Raw genomic sequence first — 23,469 nt, forward strand, 5'->3', positions numbered from 1 at the left:
GGGTCATCGGTAGCGTTTGAGGGTGTTTGGGGGGAAAACGGCCATTGGTTGATCACCAATGACTGCCAGCATCGACTGATTGACCCGGCGTCGGCTCCACGTATCGAGCGAGGTGACGACGTCATGAGTATCTTTAGCCACTTCCAACAACGCTTCGCGTCCACACAGCAAGAAGAACTCACGCTGCAAGAGTATCTCGAGCTGTGCAAACAAGACCGCAGCACCTACGCGTCTGCCGCCGAACGTCTGCTATTGGCGATTGGTGAGCCGGAGCTGGTGGAAACCGCCAACAATTCGCGCCTGTCGCGAATATTTTCCAACAAGGTGATCCGCCGCTACCCGGCCTTTGAAGACTTCCACGGCATGGAAGAATGCATTGACCAGATCGTCTCCTACTTCCGCCATGCCGCCCAAGGCCTGGAAGAGAAGAAGCAAATCCTCTACCTGCTCGGCCCCGTTGGCGGGGGCAAGTCGTCCCTGGCCGAAAAACTCAAACAACTGATCGAGAAGGTGCCCTTCTACGCGATCAAGGGTTCACCGGTCTTCGAGTCGCCATTGGGCCTGTTCAACGCCACGGAAGATGGCGAGATCCTCGAAGAAGACTTCGGCATCCCACGGCGCTACCTCAATACCATCATGTCGCCGTGGGCCACCAAGCGCCTGGCCGAGTTTGGCGGGGATATCAGCCAGTTCCGCGTGGTGAAACTCTACCCGTCGATTCTCAACCAGATCGGCGTGGCAAAAACCGAACCGGGTGACGAGAACAACCAGGACATCTCGGCATTGGTGGGCAAGGTCGATATTCGCAAACTCGAAGAATTCCCACAGAACGACGCCGACGCCTACAGCTACTCGGGCGCGCTTTGCCGGGCCAACCAGGGCCTGATGGAATTCGTGGAGATGTTCAAGGCGCCGATCAAGGTGCTGCACCCACTGCTCACGGCTACCCAGGAAGGTAACTACAACAGTACCGAAGGCCTGGGCGCGATTCCGTTCACCGGGATTCTGCTGGCCCACTCCAACGAATCGGAATGGCACACCTTCCGCAACAACAAGAACAACGAAGCCTTCATCGACCGGATCTACATCGTCAAGGTGCCGTACTGCCTGCGGGTCAGCGATGAGATCAAGATCTACGACAAGCTGCTGTTCAACAGCTCGCTGGCCAAAGCTCATTGCGCGCCTGACACCCTGAAGATGCTCGCGCAGTTCACCGTGCTGTCACGCCTCAAGGAGCCGGAAAACTCAAATATCTATTCGAAGATGCGCGTGTACGACGGCGAAAACCTCAAGGACACCGATCCCAAGGCCAAGTCGATTCAGGAATACCGCGACACGGCGGGCGTGGATGAAGGCATGAACGGCCTGTCGACACGCTTTGCATTCAAGATCCTTTCCAAGGTCTTTAACTTCGACCCGCACGAAATCGCCGCCAACCCGGTGCACCTGCTCTATGTGCTGGAGCAGCAAATCGAACAGGAGCAGTTCCAGGCCGAGACACGCGAGCGCTACCTGCGCTTCCTCAAGGAATACCTGGCGCCGCGCTACATCGAGTTCATCGGCAAGGAAATCCAGACGGCGTACCTGGAGTCCTACAGCGAGTACGGCCAGAACATCTTCGACCGCTACGTGCTGTATGCCGACTTCTGGATTCAGGACCAGGAATACCGCGACCCGGAAACCGGCGAGATCCTCAATCGCGTAGCCCTCAACGAGGAGCTTGAGAAGATTGAGAAGCCGGCCGGCATCAGCAATCCGAAGGATTTTCGCAACGAAATCGTCAACTTCGTCTTGCGCGCCCGGGCCAACAACAACGGCAAGAACCCTACCTGGCTCAGCTACGAGAAGCTGCGGGTGGTCATCGAGAAGAAAATGTTCTCCAACACCGAGGATCTGCTGCCGGTCATCAGCTTCAACGCCAAGGCCAGCAAAGAGGACCAGCAAAAACACAACGACTTCGTCACTCGAATGGTCGAGCGAGGCTACACCGACAAACAGGTACGGCTGCTCTCGGAGTGGTACCTACGGGTTCGTAAATCACAGTAAGGCAGCGACAGGCGCGTGCTGCCAGGCTCTTAGCCTGGCAGCTGACCGCTTGTCTCTAAGCTTCCAGCTCGCGGCTTGAAGCTTGTAACGTGAAGCTGCCCGGAGGGCTCCCCATGAGCTATGTGATCGACCGACGCCTCAATGGCAAGAACAAGAGCACGGTAAACCGTCAGCGTTTCCTGCGGCGTTACCGTGACCACATCAAAAAGGCCGTTGAAGAGGCCGTCAGCCGCCGCTCCATTACTGACATGGAGCATGGCGAGCAAATCAGCATTCCCGGACGCGACATCGACGAACCGGTGCTGCACCACGGACGCGGCGGCAAGCAGACCGTCGTGCACCCGGGCAACAAGGAATTCACCACCGGCGAACATATCCAGCGCCCACAAGGCGGTGGCGGCGGTAAAGGCCCTGGCAAGGCGGGCAATTCCGGCGAAGGCATGGATGAGTTCGTGTTCCAGATCACCCAGGAGGAATTCCTCGAGTTCATGTTCGAGGACTTGGAACTGCCCAACCTGGTCAAGCGCAACCTGACCGGCACCGACACCTTCAAGACCGTGCGCGCCGGGATCAGCAACGAGGGCAACCCGTCGCGGATCAACATCATCCGTACGCTGCGCTCGGCCCATGCCCGACGTATCGCCCTGTCGGGCAGCAGCCGCGCCAAACTTAAGCAGGCCAAGGAAGAGCTGGCGCGTTTAAAGCGCGAAGAGCCAGACAACTTCGGCGATATCCAGGAAACCGAAGCGGAAATCGAGAAACTCAGCGCGCGGATTCACCGCGTGCCATTCCTCGACACCTTCGACTTGAAATACAACCTGCTGGTCAAACAACCTAACCCAAGCTCCAAGGCCGTGATGTTCTGCCTGATGGATGTGTCCGGCTCGATGACCCAGGCGACCAAAGACATCGCCAAGCGCTTCTTCATCCTGTTGTACCTGTTCCTGAAGCGGAACTACGACAAGATCGACGTGGTTTTCATCCGCCATCACACCAGCGCACGAGAAGTCGACGAAGAGGAGTTTTTTTACTCTCGGGAAACCGGCGGCACCATTGTGTCCAGCGCCTTGAAACTGATGCAGGAGATCATGGCCGAGCGCTACCCGGCCAACGAGTGGAATATCTACGCCGCCCAGGCTTCCGACGGCGACAACTGGAACGACGATTCGCCGATTTGCCGCGACATCCTGATCAACCAGATCATGCCGTTCGTGCAGTACTACACGTACGTCGAGATTACCCCCCGTGAGCACCAGGCCCTGTGGTTTGAATACGAACGCATCGGTGAAGCCTTTGCCGATACATTCGCCCAGCAGCAACTGGTCTCGGCCGGCGATATCTACCCGGTCTTCCGTGAACTCTTCCAGCGCAGGTTAGTGACATGACCGCCAAAAAAGAGCATAAGCGCCAACCCATTTCCACCGGCTCCGAGTGGACCTTTGAACTGATCCAGGCCTATGACCGGGAAATCAGCCGTATCGCGGCGGGTTATGCCCTGGACACCTACCCCAACCAGATCGAAGTGATCACCGCCGAACAGATGATGGACGCCTACGCCTCAGTGGGCATGCCCTTGGGCTATCACCACTGGTCCTACGGCAAACATTTTCTCAGCACTGAAAAGTCCTACACGCGTGGCCAAATGGGGCTGGCCTACGAGATCGTCATTAACTCCGACCCGTGCATCGCCTACCTGATGGAAGAAAACACCATCTGCATGCAGGCATTGGTAGTAGCTCATGCCTGCTACGGGCATAACAGCTTCTTCAAGGGCAATTACCTGTTCCGCACCTGGACCGATGCCAGTTCGATCATCGATTACCTGGTGTTCGCCAAGCAGTACATCATGCAATGCGAGGAACGCCACGGCATCGACGCGGTAGAAGATCTGCTGGACTCCTGCCATGCGCTGATGAACTACGGAGTCGACCGCTACAAACGCCCGTATCCGATTTCCGCCGAGGAAGAACGCCTGCGCCAGAAGGAGCGAGAGGAGCACCTGCAGAAACAGATCAACGACCTGTGGCGCACCATTCCAAAGCGCGCTGGCAAGAACAGCGATAAGGACAATGCACGCTTTCCCGCCGAACCTCAGGAAAACATCCTGTATTTCCTGGAAAAACACGCGCCACTGCTGGAGCCGTGGCAGCGGGAAATCGTACGTATTGTGCGCAAGATCGCCCAGTACTTTTATCCACAGCGCCAGACCCAGGTGATGAACGAGGGCTGGGCGACGTTCTGGCACTACACCTTGATGAATGACCTGTACGACGAGGGCTTGGTCACCGACGGCTTCATGATGGAGTTCCTCACTTCCCACACCAGTGTGGTGTTTCAACCCGGCTTCGACAGCCCGTACTACAGCGGCATCAACCCCTATGCACTCGGCTTTGCGATGTACCGCGACATCCGCCGCATGTGCGAACACCCCACCGACGAGGACCGCCGCTGGTTTCCGGAAATCGCCGGCAGCGATTGGTTGTCGACCATCAAGTTCGCCATGAGCAGCTTCAAGGACGAGAGTTTCATCTTGCAGTACTTGTCACCCCAGGTCATTCGCGACCTCAAGCTGTTCAGCATCATGGATGACGACCTCAAGGATGATCTGGTGGTGCCGGCCATTCACGATGAGCCCGGCTACCGCACTATCCGCGAGACCCTGGCGGCGCAGTACAACTTAGGCAACCGGGAGCCTAATGTGCAGATCTACAGCATTGATGTGCGCGGCGATCGCTCGCTGACCCTGCGTCACCAGCAGCACGACCGCAAACCCTTGGGCGAATCCACTGAGGAGGTACTCAAGCACCTGCATCGACTGTGGGGGTTCGACATTCACCTGGAAACCCTGCAGGGCGACCAAGTGATGAAGACTCACCACGTGCCACCGCGCAGCGATCACAGCGACAACGACTACGGCCGCCTGGACTTGGCCGTCGTTCATCTCTGAAACAGCAAAGCCTCCATTGGTCAGGCACAGGCGTTATCCTGTGCTGCTAATGGAGGCTTTTTCATGAAAATCTACACAGTCGGCGGCGCGGTACGTGATCGCCTGCTCGGCATCAAGGTCACCGACATCGACCGCGTTGTCGTCGGCGCAACCACTGAAGAAATGCTCGCCAAGGGCTACAAACCGGTGGGCGCTGACTTCCCGGTGTTCCTGGACCCGAAGAACGGCGATGAATACGCCCTCGCCCGCACCGAGCGCAAGAGTGGCCGGGGTTACGGCGGCTTTGTGTTTCATGCCAGCCCCGAGGTCACGCTGGAAGAAGACCTGATTCGTCGCGACCTGACGATCAACGCCATTGCGCAAGACGATGACGGCAACCTCACCGACCCTTATCACGGCCAGCGCGATCTGGAAGCGCGCATTCTTCGTCACGTTTCCCCGGCGTTTGCCGAAGATCCATTGCGCGTGCTGCGCGTTGCACGCTTTGCGGCGCGTTATGCGCACCTGGGTTTCACGGTCGCGCCCGAGACGTTGGAGCTGATGCGTCAGCTCAGCGAATCCGGCGAACTGCAAGCCTTGACGCCGGAGCGTAGCTGGAAAGAAATCTCCCGCGCACTGATGGAAGATCAGCCTCAGGTGTTTATCCAGGTGCTGCGTGACTGTGATGCGCTAAACACTTTAATGCCGGAGGTGAACACACTCTTCGGCGTACCGCAGCCGGAAATTCACCACCCTGAAATCGACACCGGCCTTCACACGTTGAGCGTACTGGAGCAGGCCGCCCTGCATAACCAACCACTCACAGTGCGCTGGGCCTGCCTGCTGCACGACGTGGGCAAAGGCCTGACGCCTGTGGATAAGTTGCCGCAGCATATTGCTCACGAACATACCGGCCTGAAGCTGATCAAGGCGCTCAACGAACGCTTCAAGGTGCCGAAAGACTGCCAGGAACTGGCGCTGTTGGTCTGCCAATATCACACTCACGGCCATCGGGCGCTGGAGTTGAAAGCGTCAATATTGCTGGAGTTGCTGCAGAGTTTTGACGTATATCGACGACCGCAGCGCTTTGAGGAGTTTGTGGTCGCGTGTGAAATGGACTCGCGCGGGCGAAAGGGATTTGAGCAGCGAAGTTATCCACAGGCGGATTATTTGCGCGGCGCGGCCAAGGTTGCACGCGAAGTCGCGGTGGCGCCCCTGCTGGAGAAAGGCTTCAAAGGCCCGGAGCTCGGCGAGGCGCTCAAGCGCGAAAGGCTCAAGGCGTTGAAAATCTACAAGGCACAGCACAACGAGTAACAGGCAAGCGTTTGTGGCAAGCGGGCTTGCCACAGATAAATGTGCACCCGCTCCGCTAGGTCAGGGGCTACAGCAGATCCGTGGGGGTGAGTTGTTCGCCCCGCCATTCGAAGCCGACGGGCGCCAGCACTTGATCGATCTGCGCGTCACGCCACAGCCCGGCCAATGCCTTGCCCGCCTCGGGATGCACACGGTCGGGGGCCATCAAGGATAACGGCCACAGCACAAAGGCGTTTTTCAGGATCTCTGCCCGCGGCAGGATCAGGCCATCGAAATTCCCCACCAGCTCGCCATACAGCAACACGTCGATATCCAGCGGCAGCCCTTTGCGATCGGGCGCATAACGGCCATTGTCGGCCTCGATGAACTTCAGCCGGCGATCCAATTCCATCAGCGGCAGGTCGGTATAGGCCGATACCACCAGATTGAAGAACGGCCCGCTCTTGATGCCCACCGGCTGGCTTTCGAACACGGGCGAGCAGCGCACATCGGTCAAGAAGCTCGCCAGCGCATCCAGGCCAGCGCGTAGATGGCGCTCGCGCTCGATATTGCTGCCAAGACCAAGGTAAACCTGAGTTAGCGACATCCGCGCTCGATCTCCACACCCACGCCTTTGGCGGCCGGCACGGCGCCGGGCTTGGTCAACTTGAGATGCAGCCAGGGAATCTGAAATTCGCTCATCAACACTTCGGCCAGACGTTCGGCAAAGGTTTCCACCAACTGGTATTGGGACTGCTCGGCAAAGGCCTGGATACGTGCGGATACGCTAGCGTAATCGAGCGCCAAGGTCAGGTCGTCACCCGCAGCCGCCGGGCGATTGTCCCAGGCAAAACTCAGGTCCAGGCGCAAGCATTGCTTGATGCCGCGCTCCCAGTCGTAGGCCCCGATCACGGTGTCGACTTCCAGGCCTTCGATAAACACTCTGTCCAAGCTCTTCTCCGCAGCACGACAAGGGCGCGATGCCCCGTTAGAATCAGGGCGTCCTCGCCCGGAATAGTTAGCATGTTTTGGTCACTGGCGATTCTCGCCTACCTGCTCGGCTCGCTGTCCTTCGCCATTTTGCTCAGCCGCCTGACGGGAAACCCCGACCCGCGAATGAGTGGCTCAGGCAATGCCGGCGCCACCAACATGTTGCGCCTGGCCGGCAAGAAACTCGCCGTACTGACGCTGCTGGGCGATATCTGCAAGGGCCTGTTGCCCGTACTCATCGCCAATCTAGCCAGCCTTTCCCTGCAACAGCAGGCCTGGGTAGGCGTGTGCGCCGTCCTGGGCCATCTGTTTCCGCTGTATTTCCGCTTTCGCGGGGGCAAGGGCGTCGCCACGGCAGCCGGCATGTTGCTGGGGATTTACCCTCCGGCAGCACTGCTGGCCCTGCTGGCCTGGCTGCTGACCTTCTACCTGACCCGCACCAGTTCCCTGGCCGCGCTGATCGCCACACCCCTCACACTGCCATTGCTGGCATGGCAGGCGCCTGCGGCACTATTGCCGATGAGCGTGCTGACACTGCTGATCGTGTGGCGCCACCGCGGCAATTTACGCGACCTGTTTGCCGGGCGCGAACGGCATTTTTAAATACGTTCGATGAGCCCGGCTCACGTCGGCCCTCACAACGGCGACAACTGCTCCATCGGCCAACGTGCCTGCACGCTGATCGCCAGGCTTTCATGCTGCCCTGCCTGCAGGCGCTGGCAACCGGCATACGCGATCATTGCGCCGTTGTCGGTGCAAAATTCAGGGCGCGCATAAAACACATCACCCTGCATGCCACCGAGCATTTTTTCCAGCGAGGTGCGCAAGGCTTTGTTGGCGCTGACCCCGCCAGCGATCACCAGGCGCTTCATGCCTGCCTGTTTCAGGGCGCGCTTGCACTTGATGGTCAAAGTTTCCACCACGGCCTGCTGGAACGCCAGTGCGATGTCGCAACGGGCTTGCTCACTGTCGTCGCCGGCGCTGACGCTCTGCTGCCAGGTGTTCAGCGCGGAGGTTTTCAAGCCGCTGAAGCTGAACATCAACCCTGGACGATCACACATCGGACGCGGGAAGGTGTAGCGACCCGGCACGCCTGTTTCGGCGAGACGAGCGATTTCCGGACCGCCCGGGTAATTGAGCCCCATCATCTTCGCGGTCTTGTCGAATGCTTCGCCTGCGGCATCGTCCAAAGACTCGCCCAACAGCGTGTATTGGCCGATTCCATCGACCTGAACCAGCTGCGTATGCCCACCCGAAACCAACAAAGCGACGAACGGGAACTGTGGCGGTGTTTTTTCCAGCATGGGCGCCAGTAAATGGCCTTCCATGTGGTGCACGCCAAGGGCCGGAATACCCCAGGCAAATGCCAGCGCCTGAGCGCAAGAGGCCCCAACCAGCAGGGCTCCGACCAATCCGGGACCGGCGGTGTAGGCAATCGCGTCGATCTCGGTTGGCACGCAGCCAGCCTCGTCCAACACCTGGCGAATCAACGGCAGCATGCGCTTGACGTGATCGCGGCTGGCAAGCTCCGGCACCACGCCGCCATAGGCACGGTGCAGGTCGATCTGACTGAACAGTGCATCGGCCAAAAGCCCGCGTTCACTGTCGTAAAGTGCGACACCGGTTTCGTCGCAGGAGGTTTCAAGTCCCAGTACTAGCATGGGTTTGCGCCTTGTATAGGCTGAATTCGAAGGCGCGCATAATAGTCGCCACTCCACCTCCCGACTAGCGGTTTTCGATCAGAGGCTTTGCATTCCGGGCAATGAGGGGTTAACATCCGCAACCCTTAAAAACCGACGACCTCAGCCGCGAATTTTTTGCGACGAGAACGTTGATTCCCGGTAATGAAAGAAGGTAGCTCTGGATGCCAGCCGTCAAAGTAAAAGAGAACGAACCCTTCGACGTAGCTCTGCGTCGTTTCAAGCGCTCCTGCGAAAAAGCCGGTGTTCTGGCTGAAGTTCGTAGCCGCGAATTTTATGAGAAGCCAACTTCTGAGCGTAAGCGCAAAGCAGCAGCCGCTGTTAAGCGTCACGCTAAGAAAGTTCAGCGCGAGCAGCGCCGCGCCGTTCGTCTGTACTAATACGCAGACTTACGTAGCAAGCTTCTGCCAAGCCCGGCCCTCAGCCGGGCTATTGGCATTTGCGGATATCGCTTGATGCTTCACCGTTGACGCCGCACATGCGACCGAGACACTGCTTCACACGTCAGGACTGGCTCTTTTGCCAGCGGTGCGCGTCTCTTCTGACGAGCCTAACAAGGCTACTGACGAGCACACTCATTCTTTTAAGCAGACGATCGACTGTGTCGGCTGTGCCCTACGATGCGCTTCCGAGGCCTGCCATTGGCCAACACCGGACGCCCGGGCAACATTTCCACGCCGAACACTGATAGAAATTAACGTCAGTGAATGTTCGGCAGATACACTCCCTGACAGCCCAAGCAGACGACAGTTGATCGAGCCGCAAATTTGCGCGCCTGAGCACTTCGCGGGCCTCATTGACACGCAGTGATGACGAGAACGCCATGGCCGGGCTAATTCCCCAGAGCTTTATTGACGACCTTCTGAACCGCACCGACATCGTCGATGTTGTCAGCTCGCGCGTGCAATTGAAGAAAGCCGGCAAAAACTACACCGCCTGCTGCCCGTTCCACAAAGAGAAAACCCCCTCGTTCAGCGTCAGTCCCGACAAGCAGTTCTACTACTGCTTCGGCTGCGGCGCGGGTGGCAATGCCCTCGGCTTCCTCATGGACCACGACAACCTGGACTTCCCCCAGGCCATCGAGGACCTGGCCAAAGCCGCCGGCATGGAAATTCCCCGAGAAGAAAGTGGCCGTCCGCACAAACCGCGGCAACCCACCGACTCACCGCTGTACCCACTGCTGACGGCCGCTGCCGACTTCTATCGTCAGGCGCTTAAAAGCCATCCGCAGCGCAAGGCCGCCGTTGACTACCTAAAGGGCCGCGGCCTCACGGGTGAAATCGCCCGAGACTTCGGCCTGGGCTTCGCTCCGCCAGGCTGGGACAACCTGTACAAGCACCTGAGCAGCGACACCCTGCAGCAGAAAGCCATGATCGACGCCGGCCTTCTGGTGGAAAATGCCGAGACCGGCAAGCGCTATGACCGCTTCCGCGACCGCGTGATGTTTCCGATCCGCGATAGCCGGGGTCGGATCATCGCTTTTGGTGGTCGAGTACTCGGAGACGACAAGCCCAAGTACCTGAACTCCCCGGAAACCCCGGTGTTCCACAAAGGCCAGGAACTCTATGGCCTGTTCGAAGCGCGTAAAAACAATCGCAACCTCGATGAAATCATCGTGGTTGAAGGCTACATGGACGTGATTGCCCTTGCACAGCAAGGCCTGCGTAACGCAGTAGCCACCCTGGGCACCGCCACCAGCGAAGAACACATGAAGCGCCTATTCCGCGTGGTGCCCAGCGTATTGTTCTGCTTCGACGGCGACCAGGCTGGCCGCAACGCCGCATGGCGCGCGCTCGAAGCCACGCTGTCGAGCCTGCAGGATGGGCGCCGTGCACGCTTTCTGTTTCTACCTGAAGGCGAAGACCCGGACACTCTGGTGCGCTCCGAAGGCACCGACGCGTTCCGCGCGCGCATCAACCAACACGCGCAACCGCTGGCGGATTATTTCTTCCAGCAATTGACCGAAGAAGCCGACCCGCGCTCCCTTGAGGGCAAGGCCCACATGGCCACCCTCGCAGCACCGCTGATCGACAAAGTGCCGGGCGCCAACCTGAAATCACTGATGCGCATGCGCCTGCTGGAAATCACCGGCTTGAGCGGTGAAGCCGTCAGCCAGCTGGTGCACAGCGCGCCGCAAGGTGCACCGCCCGCCTACGACCCGGCCATGGATTACGACGCCATGCCGGACTATTCCGACTTCCACCCACCGCAGGAGGCCTACACGCCCCAGCAAGAGTGGACCGCGAAGAAACCCGGCGCGGGCGGCAAGAAATGGGACAAGAAACCCTGGAGCAAGAACGGCAAGCGCGGTGATCGCGATGAGCCCTCTGCACCACGCACGCCAGTGGCGGTGGAAGCACCGACGCTTATTGCGTTGCGCACGCTTATCCACCACCCGCAATTGGCCAAGAAGGTCGAGAGCGCTGATCATTTTGCCAACGAAAGCAACACCTATGCGCAGGTACTGATCGCCTTGATCGAGGCGGTACAGAAAAATCCTAAGCTAAACTCAATTCAGCTGATGGCTCGTTGGCATGGCACCGAACAAGGCCGCCTCTTGAAAGCACTCGCAGAAAAGGAGTGGCTAATTGACGGCGATAACCTTGAACAACAGTTTTTAGACACCATTACTAGGTTATCCGCGGGTCAGCATACGCAGACCCTCGACGAACTCATCAAAAGAGCAAGACAGCCGGGATTGTCGGCTGAAGAGCAAATTCAGATAGCAAAACAGATGCGCGACCTCTTAAAACAGAATGTTTCCGCATCAAACCCGACCTCAGCTGGCGCGTGAGGTCATAGCTCGGGTATAATCCTCGGCTTGTTTTTTGCCCGCCAAGACCTTCAGTGGATAGGGTGTTATGTCCGGAAAAGCGCAACAGCAGTCTCGTATCAAAGAGTTGATCACACTCGGTCGTGAGCAGGGTTACCTGACTTACGCGGAGGTCAACGACCACCTGCCTGAAGATATTTCAGATCCAGAGCAGGTGGAAGACATCATCCGCATGATTAATGACATGGGGATCAACGTATTCGAGGTTGCGCCAGATAAGGATTCCCTTATGCTGGCCGACGCCGATACCGACGAAGCGGCGGCCGAAGAGGCAGCAGCAGCGTTGGCAGCAGTGGAGACCGATATCGGTCGCACGACGGACCCTGTGCGCATGTATATGCGCGAAATGGGTACGGTCGAGTTGCTGACACGCGAAGGCGAAATTGAAATCGCCAAGCGTATCGAAGAGGGCATCCGTGAAGTGATGGGCGCAATCGCGCACTTCCCTGGCACGGTTGACCACATTCTCTCCGAGTACACCCGCGTCACCACCGAAGGTGGTCGCCTGTCTGACGTATTGAGCGGTTACATCGACCCGGACGACGGCATTGCGCCGCCTGCCGCCGAAGTACCGCCGCCAGTCGACCCGAAGGCTGCTAAAGCCGACGACGAGACTGACGACGACGATGCTGAAGCCAGCACCGACGACGAAGATGAAGTTGAAAGCGGCCCCGATCCGATCGTCGCTGCCCAGCGCTTCGGTGCGGTTTCCGATCAAATGGAAATCACCCGCAAGGCTCTGAAAAAGCACGGTCGTGGCAACAAGCTGGCAATCGCCGAGCTGGTAGTCCTGGCTGAGCTGTTCATGCCGATCAAGCTGGTGCCGAAGCAATTCGAAGGCCTGGTTGAGCGTGTTCGCAGTGCCCTTGAGCGTCTGCGTGCCCAAGAGCGCGCAATCATGCAGCTCTGTGTACGTGATGCGCGCATGCCGCGTACTGACTTCCTGCGCCAGTTCCCGGGCAACGAAGTTGACGAAAGCTGGACCGACGCACTGGCCAAGGGCAAGGCGAAATACGCTGAAGCCATTGGTCGCCTGCAGCCGGATATCATCCGTTGCCAGCAGAAGCTGACCGCCTTGCAGACCGAAACTGGTCTGACGATTGCCGAGATCAAGGACATCAACCGTCGCATGTCGATCGGTGAGGCCAAGGCCCGCCGCGCGAAGAAAGAGATGGTTGAAGCGAACTTGCGCCTGGTGATCTCCATCGCCAAGAAGTACACCAACCGTGGCCTGCAATTCCTTGACCTGATCCAGGAAGGCAACATCGGCTTGATGAAGGCTGTGGACAAGTTCGAATACCGTCGCGGTTACAAGTTCTCGACGTATGCCACCTGGTGGATCCGTCAGGCGATCACTCGCTCGATCGCCGACCAGGCCCGCACCATTCGTATTCCGGTGCACATGATCGAGACGATCAACAAACTCAACCGTATTTCCCGGCAGATGTTGCAGGAAATGGGTCGCGAACCGACCCCGGAAGAGTTGGGCGAACGCATGGAAATGCCTGAGGATAAAATCCGCAAGGTATTGAAGATCGCTAAAGAGCCGATCTCCATGGAAACGCCGATTGGTGATGACGAAGACTCTCACCTGGGTGACTTCATCGAAGACTCGACTATGCAGTCGCCAATCGATGTCGCCACTGTTGAGAGCCTTAAAGAAGCGACTCGCGACGTGCTGTCCGGCCTCACTGCCCGTGAAGCCAAGGTACTGCGCATGCGTTTCGGCATCGACATGAATACCGACCATACCCTTGAGGAAGTCGGTAAGCAGTTTGACGTGACCCGTGAGCGGATCCGCCAGATCGAAGCCAAGGCGCTGCGCAAGTTGCGCCACCCGACGAGAAGCGAGCATCTGCGCTCCTTCCTCGACGAGTGATACCAGAACCCCCGGCCCAGGCCGGGGGTTTTGCTTTCTACAGATTACTTTCTACAGATTAACGCCCGCGCGCGCCCCCTCCCCCGCAATGCCCGTCTACACTCGAAACATTCCCCGTGCCATAACGAGACCGTTATGCCCAGACTGCCGACCGTGATACTGCTGTCGCTGCTCACCTGGACCGCAACGGCTGGCGCGTTGACTCTCACCGATGAAGAGCGTGGCTGGCTGGCGGACCATCAGGAGCTGCGCCTGGGGGTGGATGCTTCTTGGCCACCTTTCGAATACCGTGACGAAAATGGCCGCTACCAAGGCCTGGCCGCCGACTACGTGCGCCTGATCCAGGACCGCCTGGGCATCAGGATCAAACTGATCGAGCCCGTAAACTGGACCGCCGTGCTCGAACAGGCCAAAAACAACCAACTCGACCTGCTGCCCGGCATTATGTCCACCCCGGAGCGCCAGGGCTTCCTGGCCTTCACACGCCCCTATCTGGACTTCCCTATCGTTATCCTGGCGCATGAAGGCGGCGCGAAACCACGCAACCTCAAAGACCTGTACGGCCTGAAGATCGCCGTGGTGGAAAACTACGCGCCTCACGAATTGCTGCGCACCCACCATCCCGACCTCAACCTGGTGGCCATGCCCAATGTCAGCTCGACACTGCAGGCGCTGGCAACCGATGAAGTGGATGCCGTGGTCAGCGATCTTGCCTCCAGCGTCTGGAGCCTGCGCCAACTCAAGCTCGATGGTTTATACGTCAGCGGCGAAACACCCTACCGCTATCAGCTGGCGATGGGCGTCCCGCGCGATGAGAAAATGCTGGTTGGCATTCTGGACAAGGTGCTCGCCGACCTCAGTTCAGACGAAACCGACGCGATCCAGCAACACTGGGTAGGCAGCTTCACCGATCACCGCACCTTTTGGGCCGACTTGCTGATGTACGGTTTGCCGGCGGTGCTGCTGCTAAGCACGGTACTGGCCATCGTGATTCGGATTAATCGACGGCTCAGTTCGGAAATCTCCCGACGAGTCGCGCTTGAACAAGAACTGCGCAGCAGCGAATACCATTATCGAGGCCTGGTGGAGAGCTTGTCCGCCATCGCCTGGGAAGCCAGCATCACGGATTTCACCTACAGCTACGTATCGCCGCATGCCGAGGACCTACTCGGCTACCCTCGCGCGCATTGGCTGATTCCAGGCTTCTGGCGCAACATCATCCACCCCGCCGACCTGACACGTGCCGAGGCCTACTGCTACCAGGAAACCCGCGCCAACCGTGATCACAGCGTCGATTATCGGGTGATCACCGCCAATGGCCGCTGCTTATGGGTACGCGACATTGTCAGCCTCATCGAGCACGGGCATGAGCCGGTACTGCGCGGCCTGATGATCGATATCAGCGAAGCCAAGCGCACCGAAGAAGCCTTGCAGCTGTCCGAGCAGAAATTTGCCTCGGTGTTCCAGCAATGCCCGGACATCCTGGTGATTGCACGCCTGTCCGATGGCTGCCTGCTGGAGGTCAACAAGGCGTTTGAGGACCAGATCGGCCTGAGCGCCGCAGACGTCGTGGGTAAAACCGCCACCGAATTAAATATCTGGGGCATTCAAGGCGTCGGCCCCGACCTGCTGCAACGGGTGCAGACCACCAGCATCCGCAACCTGGAAATGCCTTTTCGGCGCAGCAACGGCCAAACCTTTACCGGGTTGATCTCAGCGCAGCCGTTCCAACTCGACACCACCGAGGCTTTGGTGGTGGTGGTGCGTGATATCACCCAGCTCAAGGAAACTCGGCAACAGCTGCAAACCTCCGAAGAGAAATTCGCCAAGGCCTTCCACGCCTCACCCGATGGCTTGCTCCTCAGTCGCCAGCGCGATGGGCTGCTGATTGAAGTGAATGACGGCTTCAGCCGTCTTACCGGGTTCGCCAGCGCAACGTCGCTCGACCAATCCACCCTGGACCTGGGCATCTGGGTCGACCTCAACGAACGCAAACACATGCTCGAACTGATGCAACGCGACGGGTTTGTTCGCGATTTCGTCTGCCATATACGCCGCAACGACGGCCAGATTCGCCTCTGTGAAGTGTCCAGTCGCCCGCTGCCCATCGGCGACGACGACTGCATGCTGACCATCGCGCGGGACATCACCGAACGCCAACTCATGCAGGAAAAACTGCAACAGGCGGCCACGGTATTCGAAAGCACTGCCGAAGGCGTATTGATCACCGACACCCGGCAGAACATCAGCGCCGTCAACCGCGCCTTCAGTGAAATCACCGGCTACAGCGAAGCCGAAGCGCTCGGCAGCACGCCGCGCCTGCTCGCCTCCGGCCAGCATGACAGCGCGTTCTATGCGGCCATGTGGCACCAGTTGACCGCGCAGGGCCACTGGCAGGGCGAGATCTGCAACCGCCGCAAGAATGGCGAGTTGTACCCCAGCTGGCTGACCATCAGCGCCGTGCGCAACCGCGAGCAACTGATCACCCACTTTGTCGCCGTGTTCGCCGACATCTCCAGCCTCAAGCACGCCCAGGCGCGCCTCGACTACCAGGCGCATCACGACCCACTGACCGGCCTGCCCAACCGCACGCTGTTTGAAAGCCGCTTGCAGGCGGCACTTAATGGCCAGCAGGAAAGCGGCAACCAAGGCGCGGTGCTGTTTCTGGACCTCGACCGCTTCAAACACATCAACGACAGCCTCGGCCACCCCGTCGGCGACCTGCTACTCAAGGACATCGCCGTGCGCCTCAAGGAGCAACTGCGCGACGTGGACACCGTGGCTCGCCTGGGTGGCGACGAATTCATCATCCTGCTGCCCGGCCTGCAACACGCCAGCGATGCCGAGCACCTCGCCAATAAACTTCTCGCCTGTTTTACCCCACCGTTCCAGGCCGGCGAGCACGAGTTCTTTATCAGCGCCAGTATCGGCACCAGCCTTTACCCGCAGGACGGCACCGACGTCGCCACCCTGGTCAAAAACGCCGATGCTGCGATGTACCGCTCCAAGGCCAAGGGCCGCAACCGCGTCGAAAGCTACACCCGCGACCTCACCGCCCAAGCCAAAGAGCGTGTGGCCCTGGAACACGAACTGCGCCGCGCCATCGAGCGTGAAGAGTTATTTTTGTACTACCAACCGAAGTTGAGCCTGGACACCCAGGAACTGATCGGCGCCGAAGCCCTGATTCGCTGGCACCACCCGACCTTTGGCGACGTACCGCCTGAACACTTCATCGCCCTGGCCGAAGAGAACGGCATGATCCTGCAAATCGGCGACTGGGTACTGGAACAGGCGTGCCATCAGATGCACCTGTGGAGAGAAGCTTTCGATAACTTCGGCCCACTGTCGGTCAACCTTGCCGGCGCCCAACTGCGCCACCCCAACCTGCTCGCACGCATCGAACAGCTCCTGCGTGACTACCAGCTGGAGCCCGGCTGCCTGCAGCTGGAAATCACCGAGAACTTCATCATGAGCCAGGCCGAAGAAGCACTGGAAGTGCTGCACCAACTCAAACGCCTGGGCGTGCAGCTGGCGATTGATGACTTCGGCACCGGCTATTCATCCCTTAGCTACCTCAAGCGCCTGCCGCTGGACTTCCTCAAGATCGACCAGTCCTTTGTACGCGGCCTGCCCGATGACCCCCACGACGCCGCCATCGTGCGCGCCATCATCGCCCTAGGCCACAGCATGCAATTCACCATCATCGCCGAAGGCGTGGAAAACCCCGCGCAACAGGCATTCCTCGCCGCCGAAGGCTGTGAACAGATGCAAGGCTACATCGTCAGCCTGCCCCTGCCGCCTGAGCTTTTTGCCGAGGCTTTTCTTCATATGAGCGTTTCAGACTTTTCGGATGGCACAGCGGGGAAACCATCGTTATAATCCGCGACCTACTGAGGGCCTATAGCTCAGTTGGTTAGAGCAGGGGACTCATAATCCCTTGGTCCACGGTTCGAGTCCGTGTGGGCCCACCACCTTTGAAAGCCGCGCGTTGCGCGGCTTTCGTGTTTCTGGATGGTCCTCCACTAATACAGTCCTATGGTCCAAAGGTACAAAATCGGTACAGTGCTGGTGCGCCAGTACACCTTTGGAGTCCTTTCAGATGGCAACACTAGTCAAAACCCCTTCCGGTACTTGGAAGGCTTTGATCCGCAAAACTGGCTGGCCGACAGTAGCCAAAACCTTCCGCACCAAGCGCGATGCGGAGGACTGGTCGCGTCGCACCGAAGATGAAATGGTGAGGGGCATATACGTCCAGCGCAGCGGTTCCGAACGCATGACGCTGGAGGCGGCACTCAAACGCTACTTGAGCGACATCACCCCCACCAAGAAGCCCACCACTCAACGTGGCGAAACCTCAAAAGCCAAAAAGCTTATCGAGCACCTGGGCAAATACTCACTGGCTGCCCTCTCTGCTGAAATCATCGCCGGCTATCGTGACAAGCGCCTTAACGAACCCAGCCGTGGTGGGACCATCAGCAACAACACCGTGCGCCTCGAACTGGCCCTATTGAGCCACCTATATACGGTAGCGATTCAGGAGTGGGGGTTGGGCCTTACGTTCAATCCAGTGCTAAACATCCGCAAGCCTAGCCCTGGGGACGGCCGTGATCGGAGGTTATCGCCGGAGGAAGAACGCCTTCTGCTCGCGGCCGTGAATCGGCATAGCAATCCTATGCTGGGCTGGATTGTGTGCATCGCTCTGGAAACGGGTATGCTCTCGTCAGAGATCTCATCGCTACGTCGCCCTCAAGTGGATTTGGCAAAGCGCGTCATACGTCTCTCAGACACAAAGAACGACGGCTCCCGAACGGTCCCACTGAGCAAGCGCGCTACTGAAGTATTCAAAGCTGCGATGGATAACCCGGTGCGACCAATCGACTGCAACCTGGTGTTTTTTGGTGAGCCCGGAAAGGACAAGAAACGTCGTCCGTATGCCTTCACGAAAATTTGGGGGCAGTTGAAGAAAAAGCTCGATCTACCTGACTTTAGGTTTCACGACCTGCGTCATGAGGCGGTGAGTCGGCTTGTCGAAGGCGGGTTATCTGATCAGGAGGTTTCTGCCATCAGTGGTCATAAGTCGATGCAGATGCTTAAGCGTTACACACACCTGCGAGCCGAAGACCTCGTTAGTAGACTGGACAAAATTACGAGGCCTGCCACTGAAGTTTATTAGTTTAAGACCGGGGGGGGGGGTTGCCACGCCACCTCACCTTCGGGGCTTTTCTGTATGTGAAATTACACTCCACTTGCCTACCTGATTGCATTTTGATCAGCACGATTGGTGACCATGATCTACAGAGATCTGCGAACAGAAATCGGCCAAAAGCGGACGTTTTCACTCGAAGTGTCGGACGCGAAAAGGACCTCTGAGACTAGCAACGAAACTAGGACTATCCAGTTACCCACAGCAATGCAGACAGATCCCGTACGCTCGTACAGCCGTCTCGCAGGACTGCAACGCCAAATGAGTGAAGCTATGCCGCTCTGCACTGCCAACATCGGCGCCTAGCAACGCTCGACCAATACCTGTTCGGTAGCCGAAAAATCGCATGGCGTAATGTTAGGCACGCATGCGATAAGATGTCCTGATATGAAGGGAGACATCGATGAAAAGGACGTCACTTACCGGTCAGTGTGGCTGCGCAACATCGGCAGAGGAGTGCTTAACGATCAGTGCGAGTAATAGGCCTTACCGCCTGTTGTTGCCTCCACCTCGGTGGAGTCCTGTGAGCCAATCTTGCACAGAACCTATTACCAATGATGTTATGGAGGCTGCCGAGTGAGTGTCGTTGCAAGTCGTTACGAGCGTCTGGGGCCGTCGCTCTCCCTGCTTGCTGATGAGGCTGTCTTGGCTCAAGCATGGAAGAAAGCTGATGCGTATATTCGGCGACATAACTGGTACGCCGACATTCTGGAATTGGAACAAGTCTCTCTCTTGCTTCCGCAAACCCTGCGCGTTTGGCAGCAGCAGATTTCGTGGGGCGATCACGCCTCTGCCAGCCCACTGCGCTTGGTTCCTGCACCGAAGAACGGCAAGTGGCACTTTCCGTCAAAAAAAGAAGGTGGCGATTGGAAATTCAAACCTACGCTGAAGTCTGACAAGTCACTACAGACCGAGCCGGATTTGCGTCCGTTGGCCCATGTCAGTATCCGTGAGCAGGTGATGGCGTCCTGCGTTATGCTTTGTGTCGCTGACGCGGTGGAGACCCTGCAGGGCAATCCGGACCCTGCGACCTATGCCAGCAAGTCACAAGCCAGACATCATGTCTGTAGCTACGGCAATCGACTTTTCTGCGACTGGCTAACAGACTCGGACGGTCGTCAGCAGGCGCGCTTTCGATGGGGTAACGCAACAACGTATTCGCAGTTTTTTGTTGACTATGAGCGTTTCCTGGAGCGTCCGGCCGAGGTGTGCCGCGAAGCCCTTCCAACGTTGCAGGAGGAGCGGCTGTTTGTAGTAAAACTCGACCTCGCCAAGTTTTACGACTGTGTAAGCCAACCCGCTGTGGTGAAGCGCTTGCGCAGCCTGTACCAGAGTTACGCCACTAGGTTCTCAATACCCTATGTCGTATCAGACGCAGAACCGTTCTGGCAGGCTGTGGAGAAAATACTTCGCTGGCAGTGGCATGTAAGCGACGCTGCTGATCGTACAGACTTGAAGTTGGGTCTGCCTCAGGGATTGGTTGCTAGCGGCTTCTTTGCCAACGCTTATATGCATGAGTTTGATCAGATGGTTCTCGGGACCCTGACTCAAAAAATTGGCATTCCCGTCAAAGTTAACGGCAACACCGTCACCGCCCGCTTGGTCGACTACTGCCGCTACGTAGATGACATGCGCCTGGTCGTTGCGATTCCCAACGAAGCCGCGAAAAGTATGGCCCTTGAAGCCCTTGCAAATGATATGAGCGACTGGGCTAACAGTCTGATTGGCGGGTGCTTCAAGGACGAGCATAACGGCTTGGAAGTTAAAAAAGAAAAGTCCGAGGCCGTTGCTTGGGAGGACTTCGCCGTGCAGGGTAGTACGTCGCGTTTCATGCGTGGCGTGAATGGACAAATCAGCACAGCTCCAGATCCGGCCACGTTGCTGCAGGCTACCGGGAGCTTGGACCATTTGCTCTGGCTAGCGGACGCGCTAGACGACGCTGCCGACGTCGATGAAAACCCTCTCGCACTGGCTCGGATTTCGCTTCCGCGAGCAGATGTGCGCGATGACACTGTCAAACGCTTCGCGGCCAACCGCCTACGCCAAGTCTTACGAATGCGTCGCAGCATGGCAGATCCTGAACTACCTGCTGAAGATGCACTGGCGAATACAGAAGTGAGCGAGCGCCAAGCGCTCGATCACGAAATGGAGACGATCGCGCGAAAGCTGGTTGCATGCTGGTCTCGCAACCCAGCTTTGGCCAGCGTACTACGATGTGGATTAGACATTTTCCCGTCCGCAGAGCTACTGCGGCCTGTTCTACAGGCGTTGCAGCTGAAACTGAAGTCTGGAGCGAATCGGGCAGAACGTGAAGTATCGCTGTTTGTATTATCTGATCTGCTAAGGGCCGGTGCAGTGGAGACAGGATTGCATCGTCCAGAAAGCTATCCGGCTTCGGCAGATATAGCCGGGTATCGCAAAGAGCTTCTGCAGACGGCGTTAGAGGTCGTCGCCGACTCAGACCTTCCTTGGTATCTGCTTCAACAGGCGGCATTGTTCCTGGCGGTCATGCAATACCCAGTCTTGTTGCCACCGCTGAAGGAGTTGGTCTCGTACAGTGCCTTGCATGGGGCGTTGCGTTTTTCACCACCGTTCACTCCAGAGCTCTCCACTGCGCTTACGGCAGGGCTATTAGTAATGCGCATTACGGGGCAGCGCGACAAGTTTGTAATCTGGCTAGGCACTTGGCTGCAAAACCTACCTATCAAAGAAGCCAACAAGCTTATCGATGATATTGCCATGATCGAACCAAGGGTCTTGGGCGAGATCCACGCTGCGTGGATCGGTAGAGGCAAAGTCGGTTGGGTCAAGCATGTAGATCGGTATCTATCTCCACCGCAGACTCAAGAATCCTCCATTCGGCTCAAAGACTGGCGAGCCGGCAAGCGCTCTCTTTTGGCAATAGTTACTCATCCTGAAAATCCATTTGTTCAGGAAAACGCGTTGCTCAAGTTGACAGTCGAACTGTTGAAAGCCGCGTCATCGGGCCTATTGGATAACGATGGAATAAGCTTGGATTGGTTGGCTGTAGAGTGCGCGGACTGGAGCAGGGTTCAAGACCCCAACACCCAGATGATCTTGACGTTTAAAGCTCCCAACAAGATTGTACAGCCATGGAACGAGACACCATCATGGTGCTCGGATGACTCGGCGTGGGCGTATCGCCTCGGGCGTCTCTTGCGTTCCGCTATCGTCGGGGAAAGCGACTTCACCACTCGTTTTTTCCCCCTCCGTGAGGAGCAGTTTGACCGATATCGAGGTATCCAGAGCAGTTGGTACAAGCGCCGCTTGGGATTGATGCCCCTGAGCCCAGGGCTGGGCGAAGAGCCTACTCCCATTTCACCATGGCTCAACGAGCTGGTCATGCGATTGCTTCAGTGGCCTGGGTTGGAGATCAACAGGAACGTCGTTGTAGGGTTCGCTGAAGCTGGAATCCCGTCGGACTTGCTTATTCTGGTCAAGGCAAGATTGGAAGAACAGGGGCGTCTTTTCGGAAGGCAGTCCAATCTTCCTGCTTACCTTTTACCTATCGAGTGTGCCAAGACTACAAACCTGACTGCTTTCAAAGTGGCACTGGTCCAGTCCTTGATGCCCCGGGATACCGACTTTTCTGAAGCTGATCCGCTGCATTGGCCAGAACCTTACCGAGCCAGGCATAGGGCGCATCTTGCAGCGATGTGCCGATTGCTTGGACAGCAGCTTTCGGCCGCACGCTTCGCGAACCGAAAACCCTCCACACAGCGCAAAGCGCAATTGGACCTTATTGTATTTCCAGAACTTGCCATCCATCCCGATGACATGTGGCTTTTGCACAGGCTATCAGACAGCACTGGCGCTGTGATATTTGCTGGGCAAACCTTCGTAGAGCATCCATACCTCAAAAAACCCATCAACCGGGCTGTGTGGCTTCTGCGACAGGAGAGTGCTGCCGGTAGACAGATCATTCGCGCCTATCAAGGCAAGGAGTACGGAATTCCTTGGGAGTTGAAAGCTGGTGTGGCGGGACACAGGCCCTACCAGGTCATCGTCGAGTTCAAAGATAAGCAGGGCGTTACTGCCAGGCTGACCGGCGCCATTTGCTATGACGCTACCGATCTGAAGCTCGCCTCAGACATGCGTGATATCACTGATGGTTTTGTAATTGCTGCGCTAAACAAGGACATCGGCACGTTCGACACCATGGCGACAGCCCTGCAATTCCATATGTACCAGCCCATCATGCTAGCCAATACCGGTCAATATGGCGGTTCAAATGCTCAGGCCCCCTTCAAAGCGCATCATGAGCGACAGATCGCCCACGTCCATGGGAATAATCAGGCGGTAATCAGCATTTTCGATGTTGACCTTCTGGCATTTCAAAGCAGCCGAAATGTTGAGCAGGCTAAAGAGAAGAAAGCTGCACCTGCTGGCTTTGAGGGGCGACGCTAAGTATGTGACTTGCGCCGTCTCGCGGCGATTCCACCACCGGCGGAACTGCAGGTTTAATTAGATGACTCGCTTGAGTGGGCTTAGGGATGAGGCTGCTATCGGCCAAAAGCAGCCGGCCAGAGGAGCAGGTATTGCACTGCTTCCAATTTACAAGATGGCAGCCATGTTTAT

14 protein-coding genes and 1 tRNA gene are annotated in these 23,469 nt (G+C 57.7%); 12 read left to right on the forward strand and 3 right to left on the reverse strand.

All coding sequences use genetic code 11. The features are described 5' to 3' along the window. Positions 1-123: 123 nt before the first annotated feature. The 4 genes from E0F99_RS11115 (at position 124) to E0F99_RS11130 (ending at position 6,286) form a co-directional block, all read left to right on the forward strand. Entirely contained in the window at positions 124-2,046 is a 1,923-nt protein-coding gene (locus tag E0F99_RS11115) for a PrkA family serine protein kinase (RefSeq protein WP_083360357.1), read from the forward strand. A gap of 113 nt (positions 2,047-2,159) precedes the next feature. Beyond that, positions 2,160-3,431 carry a YeaH/YhbH family protein gene (locus tag E0F99_RS11120; RefSeq protein WP_083356482.1) on the forward strand — a complete coding sequence of 424 codons (1,272 nt, stop codon included), beginning with the start codon at positions 2,160-2,162 and terminating at the stop codon, positions 3,429-3,431. Beyond that, positions 3,428-4,993 carry a SpoVR family protein gene (locus tag E0F99_RS11125; RefSeq protein ID WP_083356481.1) on the forward strand — a complete coding sequence of 522 codons (1,566 nt, stop codon included), beginning with the start codon at positions 3,428-3,430 and terminating at the stop codon, positions 4,991-4,993. Before E0F99_RS11120 ends, E0F99_RS11125 begins: the two co-directional genes overlap by 4 nt. A 63-nt stretch (positions 4,994-5,056) precedes the next feature. Continuing rightward, positions 5,057-6,286: a multifunctional CCA addition/repair protein gene (locus E0F99_RS11130; protein WP_083356480.1), complete on the forward strand. Its 1,230-nt coding sequence runs from the start codon at positions 5,057-5,059 to the stop codon at positions 6,284-6,286. 67 nt (positions 6,287-6,353) lie between these two features. On the opposite strand, the gene folK is transcribed toward E0F99_RS11130, so the two are convergent. Both folK and folB read right to left on the reverse strand, forming a co-directional pair. After that, positions 6,354-6,872, reverse strand: a complete 519-nt coding sequence (gene folK, locus E0F99_RS11135) for a 2-amino-4-hydroxy-6-hydroxymethyldihydropteridine diphosphokinase (protein WP_083356479.1) — start codon at positions 6,870-6,872, stop codon at positions 6,354-6,356. Beyond that, entirely contained in the window at positions 6,863-7,216 is a 354-nt protein-coding gene (gene folB / locus E0F99_RS11140) for a dihydroneopterin aldolase (RefSeq protein ID WP_026140135.1), read from the reverse strand. The genes folK and folB overlap by 10 nt, the downstream gene beginning before the upstream one ends. 72 nt (positions 7,217-7,288) lie before the next feature. Between folB and plsY the strand changes: the two genes are divergently transcribed. Further along, entirely contained in the window at positions 7,289-7,858 is a 570-nt protein-coding gene (gene plsY, locus E0F99_RS11145; protein ID WP_083356478.1) for a glycerol-3-phosphate 1-O-acyltransferase PlsY, read from the forward strand. Positions 7,859-7,890: 32 nt separating this feature from the next. Here the strand turns inward: plsY and tsaD are convergent, their stop codons facing one another. Beyond that, the gene (tsaD, locus tag E0F99_RS11150) at positions 7,891-8,916 is read right to left on the reverse strand and encodes a tRNA (adenosine(37)-N6)-threonylcarbamoyltransferase complex transferase subunit TsaD (RefSeq protein ID WP_083356477.1); all 1,026 of its coding nucleotides are present in this window, start codon (positions 8,914-8,916) and stop codon (positions 7,891-7,893) included. Between the two features lie 203 nt (positions 8,917-9,119). Here tsaD and rpsU point away from each other — a divergent pair, with 203 nt between their 5' ends. The 7 genes from rpsU to E0F99_RS11185 all read left to right on the forward strand — a co-directional run bounded on the left by rpsU (position 9,120) and on the right by E0F99_RS11185 (position 23,298). Next, positions 9,120-9,335 (forward strand): 30S ribosomal protein S21, encoded by a 216-nt coding sequence (gene rpsU / locus E0F99_RS11155; RefSeq protein ID WP_002551877.1) that lies wholly within the window; start codon positions 9,120-9,122, stop codon positions 9,333-9,335. A 443-nt stretch (positions 9,336-9,778) separates the two neighbouring features. Further along, a complete protein-coding gene (dnaG, locus tag E0F99_RS11160; protein WP_083356476.1) occupies positions 9,779-11,749 on the forward strand; it encodes a DNA primase in 1,971 nt (656 codons plus the stop codon). A 67-nt stretch (positions 11,750-11,816) separates the two neighbouring features. Further along, positions 11,817-13,667 carry an RNA polymerase sigma factor RpoD gene (rpoD, locus tag E0F99_RS11165; protein ID WP_083356475.1) on the forward strand — a complete coding sequence of 617 codons (1,851 nt, stop codon included), beginning with the start codon at positions 11,817-11,819 and terminating at the stop codon, positions 13,665-13,667. 135 nt (positions 13,668-13,802) lie between these two features. Further along, complete coding sequence (locus tag E0F99_RS11170) at positions 13,803-17,546, forward strand: bifunctional diguanylate cyclase/phosphodiesterase (protein WP_083356474.1); 3,744 nt, start codon at positions 13,803-13,805, stop codon at positions 17,544-17,546. 15 nt (positions 17,547-17,561) lie between these two features. Beyond that, positions 17,562-17,638: transfer RNA gene (locus tag E0F99_RS11175), tRNA-Ile, on the forward strand. A gap of 128 nt (positions 17,639-17,766) precedes the next feature. Next, entirely contained in the window at positions 17,767-18,840 is a 1,074-nt protein-coding gene (locus E0F99_RS11180) for a site-specific integrase (protein ID WP_083356473.1), read from the forward strand. 606 nt (positions 18,841-19,446) lie between these two features. Beyond that, positions 19,447-23,298 carry an RNA-directed DNA polymerase gene (locus E0F99_RS11185; protein WP_083356472.1) on the forward strand — a complete coding sequence of 1,284 codons (3,852 nt, stop codon included), beginning with the start codon at positions 19,447-19,449 and terminating at the stop codon, positions 23,296-23,298. The last annotated feature ends 171 nt before the right edge of the window (positions 23,299-23,469 follow it).

The organism is Pseudomonas antarctica, from assembly GCF_900624995.1.
GTDB lineage: Bacteria > Pseudomonadota > Gammaproteobacteria > Pseudomonadales > Pseudomonadaceae > Aquipseudomonas > Aquipseudomonas antarctica.

What these genes read in the sequence shown, in the direction of transcription:
- E0F99_RS11115 (WP_083360357.1), top strand. Translation starts at nt 124, where the DNA reads ATGAGTATCTTTAGCCACTTCCAACAACGCTTCGCGTCCACACAGCAA.
- E0F99_RS11120 (WP_083356482.1), top strand. Translation starts at nt 2,160, where the DNA reads ATGAGCTATGTGATCGACCGACGCCTCAATGGCAAGAACAAGAGCACG.
- E0F99_RS11125 (WP_083356481.1), top strand. Translation starts at nt 3,428, where the DNA reads ATGACCGCCAAAAAAGAGCATAAGCGCCAACCCATTTCCACCGGCTCC.
- E0F99_RS11130 (WP_083356480.1), top strand. Translation starts at nt 5,057, where the DNA reads ATGAAAATCTACACAGTCGGCGGCGCGGTACGTGATCGCCTGCTCGGC.
- folK (WP_083356479.1), bottom strand. Translation starts at nt 6,872, where the DNA reads ATGTCGCTAACTCAGGTTTACCTTGGTCTTGGCAGCAATATCGAGCGC.
- plsY (WP_083356478.1), top strand. Translation starts at nt 7,289, where the DNA reads ATGTTTTGGTCACTGGCGATTCTCGCCTACCTGCTCGGCTCGCTGTCC.
- tsaD (WP_083356477.1), bottom strand. Translation starts at nt 8,916, where the DNA reads ATGCTAGTACTGGGACTTGAAACCTCCTGCGACGAAACCGGTGTCGCA.
- rpsU (WP_002551877.1), top strand. Translation starts at nt 9,120, where the DNA reads ATGCCAGCCGTCAAAGTAAAAGAGAACGAACCCTTCGACGTAGCTCTG.
- dnaG (WP_083356476.1), top strand. Translation starts at nt 9,779, where the DNA reads ATGGCCGGGCTAATTCCCCAGAGCTTTATTGACGACCTTCTGAACCGC.
- rpoD (WP_083356475.1), top strand. Translation starts at nt 11,817, where the DNA reads ATGTCCGGAAAAGCGCAACAGCAGTCTCGTATCAAAGAGTTGATCACA.
- E0F99_RS11170 (WP_083356474.1), top strand. Translation starts at nt 13,803, where the DNA reads ATGCCCAGACTGCCGACCGTGATACTGCTGTCGCTGCTCACCTGGACC.
- E0F99_RS11180 (WP_083356473.1), top strand. Translation starts at nt 17,767, where the DNA reads ATGGCAACACTAGTCAAAACCCCTTCCGGTACTTGGAAGGCTTTGATC.